Here is a 5215-nt window from a genome sequence, read left to right on the forward strand (position 1 = left end):
GAGCCGTCGAAGGCGCGGCGCAGCACGGTTGCGCGGGCGGAGAGGCGCCGGGGCGCGCCAATGCGGGAGGTGGCGGCCGCGCCCGCCACGATACGTCCCGCGGGCGCGTCGAGGGCCGCGCCCGCGGGCACCAGCACGCCGCCGCCGGGGGCGTTCGCGGTGATCGTGCCGGAGGTGATGGCGCCGCCCGCGGAGACCAGCGTCTCCAGCAGGTTCGACGCGGCCTGGGCGGTGATGAGCACATGCCCGCCCGGCGCCTCGATGGTGCCGCTGTTGGCGGCGAGCGCGGTGGCGCCGGCAGGCGCGGCGCCGACCTGGCGCGTGATGTCGAAGGACAGCAGCCCGTCGCCGGCGAGGTCGATGGTGACGGCCTCCGCCCCCGCGATGGCGACGCGGCCCATGCGCGCGCGGATCGTGCCGGAATTGGCCGCGACGGGGCCGGTCAGCGCGACGAGGCCGCCGTCGCGCACCGTGATGCGGCCGTGGTTCTCGACCCGCGCGCCGGGACGCGGCGTGCCGTCGAAGGCCATGCGGCCGGCCATGAAGTTCTGGTTGGTGATGTCGGAGGCGGTGGCGATCAGCGAGGCCACGTCCACCTGCGCGCCGCGGTGGAACACGACGCCCGCCGGGTTCACGATGGCGACGCCGCCATTCGAGGTCAGCCGCCCCGCGATGGCCGAGGGATCGGGCCCCGTCACCCGCTGCAACGAGAAGGACGACGGTGCGGGCTGGCGGATGTCCACCTGGTGGTTCGCGCCGATGTCGAAGCCCTGCCACTGGATCACTGCGCGGTCGGTGGTCTGGTTGACCTGCGTGCGGCCGGGGCTGCGGGCGATGCTCGCCTGCCCCGCGACCACCGTGCCGCCGCGCGGGCCGGCATCGGGCGCCTGCGCCCAGGCGGGCGCGATCAATGCGGTGGTGGCGAGCATCCACGGAAGGCGGCGCATGCGATGATCCTCGCTGCGGGTCGGCCGTTCCGTTTTGGAAAAAGGCGTTAAAAATGGTTAGCGCCCAACTGGCGCGGCCCGCAAGCCGGGGCGAGGATGCGGCAACGCCTCGGGAGGATGCCGCATGACCGCCAATGCCCCGCTGATCGCCGTGCTGCCCGGCGACGGCATCGGCGTGGAGGTGACGGAAGCGGCGCTGTTCGTGCTCGAGCGCGTGGCGCGCCGCCACGGGATCGGGCTGCGCACCGAGACGCTGGAAGCGGGCGCCTTCGCCTATCAGCGCACCGGCACGGCGCTGTCCGACGAGACCTTCCGCCGCGCGGAGGGCGCGGATGCGATCCTGCTCGGTGCGATGGGCTGGCCCGGCATCCGCTATCCGGACGGGACGGAGATCGCGCCGCAAATCGACCTGCGCTTCCGGCTCGGCCTCTATGCAGGGGTGCGGCCGATCCGCGCGATCCCGGGCGTGCCGCTTCCGCTGGCCGATCCGCGCGCGAAGGACATTGACCTCGTCATCCTGCGCGAGAGCACGGAGGGGCTGTTCTGGGCGCGCGGCCGCGGCGAGGTGATCGAGGACCGCGAGGCGCGCGACACGATGGTGATCACCCGCGCGACGACGGAGCGGCTAACCCGCTTCGCCTTCCGGCTGGCGGAGCGGCGCGCGGCACGGCGTGGAAAGCCCGGACGTGTCACGCTGGTGGACAAGGCGAACGTGTTCACCTCGATGGCCTTCATGCGGAAGGTGTTCGACGAGACGGCACGCGAGTTCCCGGGCGTCGCGGCCGATCATCACTACGTGGACGCGATGGCGCTCGACCTGGTGCGGCGGCCCTGGGATTTCGACGTGCTGCCGACGGAGAACATGTTCGGCGACATCCTCTCCGACCTCGGCGCGGGGCTGATCGGCGGCATGGGCTATGCGCCATCGGCTGACATCGGCGACGGTCATGCGGTGTTCCAGCCGAGCCACGGTACGGGGCCGGACATCGCCGGCAAGGGCATCGCCAATCCGACGGCGACGATCCTGTCGGTCGCGATGATGCTCGACTGGCTATCGGAGCAGGGCGCGGGCCAGGCCTGGGCGGATGCGGCGACGGAGCTGGACCGCGCGGTGGACGCGGCCTTTGCCGGCGGGCTTCGCAGCGCCGAGTTCGGCGGCGTCGGCACGCGCGAGGTCGCGCATGCGATCGCGGATCGGATCGGCTGATGGATGTTCTGGAGGCGATGGAGGGGCGGCGCTCGATCCGCGGCTTCCTGCCCGATCCGGTGCCGCGCGCGGTCGTGGAGCGGATCCTCGCCGCCGCCTCGAGCGCGCCGTCGGGATCGAACATCCAGCCGTGGCATGTGCGCGTGACGGCGGGGGCGGAGAAGGCGAGGCTGTCGGCCGCGGTGCGCGCGGCGATCGCAGCGGGGGCGAAGGGCGAGCGCGAATACCAGTACTACCCGCGGCAATGGCGCGAGCCCTATCTCGCGCGGCGGCGCGCGACGGGATGGGGGCTCTATTCGCTGCTCGGCATCGCCAAGGGTGATCGCGCGGCGACTGAGGCGCAGCACCTGCGGAACTTCGACTTCTTCGGCGCGCCGGTCGGGTTGTTCGTCACGATGGATCGCGACATGGAGCAGGGGTCGTGGATCGATTGCGGGATGTTCCTGCAGAACGTGATGCTCGCCGCGCGTGGTGTCGGACTGGATACCTGCCCGCAGGCGGCCTGGTGCGACCACCACGCGGTGGTGCGGCGCGAGCTCGGCATCGGCGACGACCAGGTGCTCGTGTGCGGCATCGCGCTCGGCCGCGCCGATCCGGACGAGCCGGCCAACCGGCTGGTGACGGAGCGCGTGCCGGTGGCGGAGTTCGTCACCTTCGGGGACGGGGCTTGAGGGTGCGCGCAATCTCCTTCCGGCACGCCCCCCTCACCCTGCCCTCTCCCCCCTGCGGGGGGAGAGGGTTCGATGGGGTGCGGCGATGAGCGAGGCGCTGGTCGACTCGCGCGCGGCCTGGATCCGGCTCGCGGCGATCGTCGCGCTGGCGACGCTCGGGGGCGTCGGCATGTGGTCGGTGGTGGTGGCGCTGCCGCATGTGCAGGCGGAGTTCGGCGCGACGCGGGCCGGCGCCTCGCTGCCCTACACGCTGACCATGCTCGGCTTCGGCGCGGGCGGGATCCTGATGGGGCGGCTGGCCGACCGCTTCGGCGTGATGGTGCCGCTGCTCGGCGCGACGGTGGTGCTGGCGGCGGGCTATGTCGTGGCTGCCAGCGCGCCGAGTCTCACCGTCTATGCACTGGCGCAGGGCGTGATGATCGGGATGCTCGGCTCCTCGGCCGCCTTCGGGCCGCTGATGGCCGATGCCTCGCTGTGGTTCCGGCGGCGGCGCGGCATCGCGGTGGCGCTGGCGGCGTCCGGCAACTACCTGGCGGGCGCGGTCTGGCCGCCGATCCTGACCTGGCTGATCGCGGAGCATGGCTGGCGCACCGCGCATGTCGTGGTGGGCGTGGTCTGCCTGGTCACCATGTTGCCGCTGGCGCTGCTGCTGCGCGCGCGGCCACCGGGGCAGCGCGGCGGCGCGGTGCTGGCGGGCGATGCGGGGCAGGAGCGGCCGCTCGGTCTCTCGCGCACCGGGCTGACGGTGGTGCTGTGCGCGGCCGGCGTCGCATGCTGCGTCGCGATGGCGATGCCGCAGGTGCACATCGTCGCCTATTGCGGCGACCTGGGCTATGGCGTGGCGCGCGGGGCGGAGATGCTCTCGCTCATGCTCGCCTGCGGGATCGTGTCGCGCATCGTGTCGGGGCTGATCGCCGACCGGATCGGCGGATTGCGCACGCTGCTGCTCGGCTCCGTGCTGCAGGGCGCGTCGCTGTCGCTGTTCCTGTTCTTCGACGGGCTCGCGTCGCTCTACGTGCTCTCGGCGCTGTTCGGGCTGATGCAGGGCGGCATCGTGCCGTCCTACGCCGTCATCGTGCGCGAGCACTTCCCGGCCCGCGAGGTGGGCATGCGCGTCGGCATCGTGCTGATGGCCACCCTGATCGGCATGGCGTTCGGCGGCTGGCTGTCGGGGCTCGTCTTCGACCTGACCGGCAGCTACGCCGCGGCGTTCCTGAACGGCGTGGCGTGGAACGCGGTGAACGTCCTGATCGTCGCGACGCTGCTGCTGCGCGGCGGGCGGCGGCCCGCGATGGCGTGAGGGGCGGGGCCCGGCTCCGCCTCCTGCCGCGCGGCTTGGAGGCGGCGCGCAGGCGCGGTATCAGCGCCGCGCCATGACCGAGCTCCCCGACCGCCTCTCCGTCGACCCGCGCAGCCCGCACCACGATGCCGAGTTGCTGCAGCGCGGGATCGGGATCCGCTTCAACGGGGCGGAGAAGACCAATGTCGAGGAATACTGCGTCAGCGAGGGCTGGATCCGCGTCGCGGTGGGCAAGACGCTCGACCGGCGCGGCAATCCGCTGACCATCAAGCTGCAGGGCAAGGTCGAGCCGTACCTCAGGACGCCCGCGGCCGAGGACTGACGTCGTGCCCGGCACGCCGCCGCCGGACTTCGCCTGGGCCGCGGTGGTGCCGGAGCTGATGGTGACCGACCTGGCCGCCAGCCTGCGCTTCTGGTGCCGCCTCTGCGGCTTCGAGGTGCTGTACGACCGGCCGGAGGACGGCTTCGCCTATCTCCGCCACGGCGCGGCGCAGGTGATGCTGGAGGAGGCGGGCGCGCCCGGGCGGCGCTGGGTCACCGCGCCGCTCGAGACGCCCTTCGGCCGTGGGATGAACCTGCAGATCGAGGTCGCCGCGCTCGACCCGATCCTGGCGGCGCTGCAGGGCGCGGCTTGGCCGCTCTACCTGGCGCCCGAGACGCGGTGGTACCGCGCCGGCGCGCTGGAGCACGGGCAGCGGCAGTTCTGCGTGCAGGACCCGGACGGCTACCTGCTGCGCTTCTGCTGCGGGATCGGGACGCGCCCGGCGGCCTGACTAGCGCTCCACGCCGGAGACATGGACCCAGCCGAGCGGGCCGGTGTCCCCGACCAGCAGCCAGCCACCCGGCGCCATGTCGAAGATCTGCAGCGTCGTGCCGCGCGGGACGGTGCCGAGGACCGGGCCGCCGGGCGCGGCGCGAAGGTTGACGGGGCTGCGGAGGCTCGTCGTCACCTCGCCGTACATCGGGCCGGAGACGCCGGCGGCGGGCGTGCTCATGCCCGACATCACCGGCGGCTCGGTCGGCACGGGCGGGATCAGCGCGGCGCGCGGCGCGGTGTCGCCGGGGCCGCTCGGCAGGCCGAGCGGGGCGG

General features: G+C 73.3%; 7 protein-coding genes. 5 read left to right on the plus strand and 2 right to left on the minus strand.

Translation table 11 applies throughout. The annotated features are described in order from the left end of the window. The coding region (locus L2I40_RS18645) for a two-partner secretion domain-containing protein (RefSeq protein WP_237216689.1) at nucleotides 1–947 on the minus strand (947 nt) is incomplete at its 3' end. A 124-nt stretch (nucleotides 948–1071) separates the two neighbouring features. Here L2I40_RS18645 and L2I40_RS18650 point away from each other — a divergent pair. From L2I40_RS18650 to L2I40_RS18670, 5 genes are all read left to right on the plus strand, one after another. Beyond that, nucleotides 1072–2154, plus strand: coding sequence for an isocitrate/isopropylmalate dehydrogenase family protein (locus L2I40_RS18650; RefSeq protein WP_237216690.1), 1083 nt, complete (start codon nucleotides 1072–1074; stop codon nucleotides 2152–2154). Further along, nucleotides 2154–2825: a nitroreductase gene (locus tag L2I40_RS18655; RefSeq protein WP_237216691.1), complete on the plus strand. Its 672-nt coding sequence runs from the start codon at nucleotides 2154–2156 to the stop codon at nucleotides 2823–2825. The genes L2I40_RS18650 and L2I40_RS18655 overlap by 1 nt, the downstream gene beginning before the upstream one ends. 85 nt (nucleotides 2826–2910) lie before the next feature. Next, nucleotides 2911–4125: an MFS transporter gene (locus L2I40_RS18660; protein WP_237216692.1), complete on the plus strand. Its 1215-nt coding sequence runs from the start codon at nucleotides 2911–2913 to the stop codon at nucleotides 4123–4125. Between the two features lie 73 nt (nucleotides 4126–4198). Continuing rightward, entirely contained in the window at nucleotides 4199–4447 is a 249-nt protein-coding gene (locus tag L2I40_RS18665; protein WP_237216693.1) for a DUF3297 family protein, read from the plus strand. 4 nt (nucleotides 4448–4451) lie between these two features. Next, nucleotides 4452–4898: a bleomycin resistance protein gene (locus L2I40_RS18670; RefSeq protein WP_237216694.1), complete on the plus strand. Its 447-nt coding sequence runs from the start codon at nucleotides 4452–4454 to the stop codon at nucleotides 4896–4898. Here the strand turns inward: L2I40_RS18670 and L2I40_RS18675 are convergent. Continuing rightward, the coding region (locus L2I40_RS18675; RefSeq protein WP_237216695.1) for an SH3 domain-containing protein at nucleotides 4899–5215 on the minus strand (317 nt) is incomplete at its 5' end. It lies immediately after the preceding gene.

The organism is Falsiroseomonas oryziterrae (genome assembly GCF_021864505.1).
In the GTDB taxonomy this organism is placed as follows: Bacteria; Pseudomonadota; Alphaproteobacteria; order Acetobacterales; family Acetobacteraceae; genus Falsiroseomonas; species Falsiroseomonas oryziterrae.

Coding starts and splice junctions, on each gene's coding strand:
- L2I40_RS18650 (WP_237216690.1), top strand. CDS start 1,072: ATGACCGCCAATGCCCCGCTGATCGCCGTGCTGCCCGGCGACGGCATC.
- L2I40_RS18655 (WP_237216691.1), top strand. CDS start 2,154: ATGGATGTTCTGGAGGCGATGGAGGGGCGGCGCTCGATCCGCGGCTTC.
- L2I40_RS18660 (WP_237216692.1), top strand. CDS start 2,911: ATGAGCGAGGCGCTGGTCGACTCGCGCGCGGCCTGGATCCGGCTCGCG.
- L2I40_RS18665 (WP_237216693.1), top strand. CDS start 4,199: ATGACCGAGCTCCCCGACCGCCTCTCCGTCGACCCGCGCAGCCCGCAC.